Annotated in this window: 1 protein-coding gene; it reads right to left on the bottom strand. The window is 47.6% G+C overall.

The window, feature by feature from the left end:
• Positions 1–3592, bottom strand: a 3592-nt coding sequence (locus ADS77_RS20940; RefSeq protein WP_152960653.1) for a beta strand repeat-containing protein, incomplete at both ends; no start/stop codon positions are given.

Genomic DNA, 3592 nt, shown 5'->3' with positions numbered 1-3592 from the left:
AAGCTGTATTCACCGACGCCATCGCCTTTATCTTCTAACAATACATTCGCGCCGTTAAATCCTTGGTCTTCAACGTCTGAATCATTCGCTAAAATGGCCACACTTGTTACTGTGTCTTCATCGGTAGTCACCGCATCATTCGCAACAACCGGGCGGTCATTCACTGCACCTATGTTAACGGTGACTGTTGCGGTGTTTGATACTAAACCATCACTGTCTGCAATGGTGTACGTGAAGGTGTCTTGGCCATTTTCATTAGCCGCAGGCGTATAGATTAAAGTGCCATCATTTTGGTTAATACTCACAGACCCTTTGACTGGTTGGGCGATAAGCGAAATATCACCGGTCGGTACCGTATCTTCCACATCAGTGGCCGTGCTTCTTACTGTTAATGCACTTGTTGGTGTATCTTCATCCACCATTTCATTAAAGTTACTCGCTACAGGTGCATCATTTACAGGGGTAATAACGACTGTTACGGTCGCTTTTTCAGAGGTTAACCCTGTGCTGTCTTTCACTGTATAAGTAAACGTGTCTGTGCCTGATACATTACTCGATGGTGTATAGGTTACCACGCCATTAGCAATACTAACCTGCCCCTTTGTTGCTGCATCAACAACAGCCGCTGAGGAAACAACCATGTTATTCTCAGCATCACTGTCGTTAGCAACCACGTTAAAGGTAATCGGGGTGTCTTCATCTGTAGTAGCTGAATCATTAACAACAACTGGCGCATCTTCTATCGATGTAATTGTAAAGCTCACCGTTTGGATTGCTGATTTTTCGCCTGCGGTATCTACTACTTGATAAGTAAAGCTGTCAGTTGTGGTTTCACTGCCATCGTGTTGATAACTAAAGCTACCATCACTATTAAATGTTAATGTCCCCGATGTTGGGTCGGTTACTTTTACAGCTGTTAATGTATCATCACTATCCGTGTCGTCATCGGTCGCCGTACTCAATACACCATCTGCAGCCACTTTGGTAAGTAGCGCACCTTCATCTAAGCTAAACCCAAAGTGTTCACCAATAGGCGCATCATTGGTATTTTTTACTTCAATATTAAATGTCAGTGGATCACTGTCCTCGGTCCCATCTGATACCTGTATACTCACATTCGTCGTGGTACCAACATCCTGATCGGTAGGTGTGCCTGAAAGTAAACCTGTCGCAGTATCAAATGTAGCCCAGCTAGGCTTATTTGTTATGCTAAAGGTTTGTGTGTCAGCTGTATCAGGATCTGTGAGTGTTGGCGTAAAGCTATATTCAGCATCTTCATCTATAGACGTTATTGGCGAACCAGATAACACAGGTTTGATATTGTAACGCTTGATAACCGAAGTCGTTACGTCATCTGCTTCATTTCCAGCTGAATCCGATACTGCCACTGATAATGTTAATGTCCCCTCATTTAAATTGGTTACATCCACGTCAGTGATTTCTGCCGTTACCGCACTTATGGTGGTAGCAGCACTGCTAGATACTATATTTGAACCATCTGTTATTTGGTATGTAAATGAGCCACTTCCCTCTAGAGAACTCAAAGTAAAGCTTAACGCTGCTTCATTGCTTCGATTAATTTCAGTTTGCGTAATTGCTGCACTGTGTCCTGTAGGGTCAACATTATCAAGCGTAATTACTTTTGTTGCTAAATCAGACAGGTTACCCGCACTATCCGTCTGAGTTGCGCTAACCGTTAGCGTGCCATTATTTAGTGAACTAATATCCAATTCACTACCTGATAATGTCCAATTACCGCTGGCATTCGCAACAACATTTTGGCTTACTCCTGCGATATCCACGGATACAGTCGCACCTGATTCAGCCCCCGAACCTGTGATCTCAACATCGTTATCTTCATCTTTATTAACAATGCCGTCACCCTCTATAGGTGTATTAATGACGAGTGTACTCGGTGTTTGATTATCTAAAACAATCGTCGTTGTGGCCGCCGTTGAGCTATTACCCGCGCTGTCGGCTTGTGTTGCTGATACCGTAAGCGTGCCATTATTCAACGCGCTAATATCTAGTTCGTTACCTGACAAGCTCCAATTACCGCTCGTGTCAGCTGTGGTGGTTTTAGTCACACCGTCAATACTGACTGTAATAGTTGCGCTCGATTCTGCGCCGCCACCTTGCACGAGTACATCGTTATCCTCGTTGGCATTGACTTTGCCATCGCCTTCAATTGGCGTGGTGATCGTCAATGCATTCGGCGCTTGATTATCCAAGCTGATGGTCGTGGTTGCCGCCGTTGAGGTATTCCCCGCGCTGTCGGCTTGTATTGCCGACACCGTAAGCGTGCCATTATTCAACGCGCTAATATCTAGTTCGTTACCTGACAAGCTCCAATTACCGCTCGTGTCAGCTGTGGTGGTTGTCGTCACGCCGTCAATACTGACTGTAATTGTTGCGCCTGATTCTGCGCCGCCACCTTGCACGAGTACATCGTTATCCTCGCTGGCATTGACTTTGCCATCGCCTTCAATTGGCGTGGTGATCGTTAGTGCATTCGGCGCTTGGTTATCAAGTGTGATCGATGTGGTCGCCGCCGTTGAGGTATTCCCCGCGCTATCTACTTGCGTTGCTGATACCGTAAGCGTGCCATTATTCAGCGCGCTAATATCCAATTCGTTGCCTGACAAGCTCCAATTACCGCTTGAATCGGCCGTGGTTGTCGTACTAACCCCACCCACGTTAACCGTCACGGTGGCGCCTGATTCTGCGCCGCCACCTTGCACGAGTACATCGTTATCCTCGCTGGCATTGACTTTGCCGTCGCCTTCAATTGGCGTGGTGATCGTCAGTGCATTCGGCGCTTGGTTATCAAGTGTGATTGATGTGGTTGCTGCCGTTGAGGTATTCCCCGCGCTGTCAGCTTGTGTTGCTGATACCGTAAGCGTGCCATTATTCAACGCGCTAATATCTAGTTCGTTACCTGACAAGCTCCAATTACCGCTCGTGTCAGCGGTGGTGGTTTTAGTCACACCGTCAATACTGACTGTAATTGTTGCGCCCGATTCTGCGCCGCCACCTTGCACGAGTACATCGTTATCCTCGCTGGCATTCACTTTGCCATCGCCTTCTATTGGCGTGGTGATCGTCAATGCATTCGGCGCTTGGTTATCAAGTGTGATTGATGTGGTTGCCGCCGTTGAGGTATTCCCTGCGGTGTCGGCTTGTGTTGCCGACACCGTAAGCGTGCCATTATTCAACGCGCTAATATCCAATTCGTTGCCTGACAAGCTCCAATTACCGCTTGAATCGGCCGTGGTTGTCGTACTAACCCCACCCACGTTAACCGTCACGGTGGCGCCTGATTCTGCGCCGCCACCTTGCACGAGTACATCGTTATCCTCGCTGGCATTGACTTTGCCATCGCCTTCAATTGGCGTGGTGATCGTCAGTGCATTCGGCGCTTGGTTATCAAGTGTGATCGATGTGGTCGCCGCCGTTGAGGTATTCCCCGCGCTATCTACTTGCGTTGCTGATACCGTAAGCGTGCCATTATTCAGCGCGCTAATATCCAATTCGTTGCCTGACAAGCTCCAATTACCGCTTGAATCGGCCGTGGTTGTCGTACTAACCCCAC

The organism is Pseudoalteromonas porphyrae (assembly GCF_001298125.1).
Lineage (GTDB): Bacteria > Pseudomonadota > Gammaproteobacteria > Enterobacterales > Alteromonadaceae > Pseudoalteromonas > Pseudoalteromonas neustonica.
This window is presented reverse-complemented; position numbering and strand designations above follow the sequence as displayed.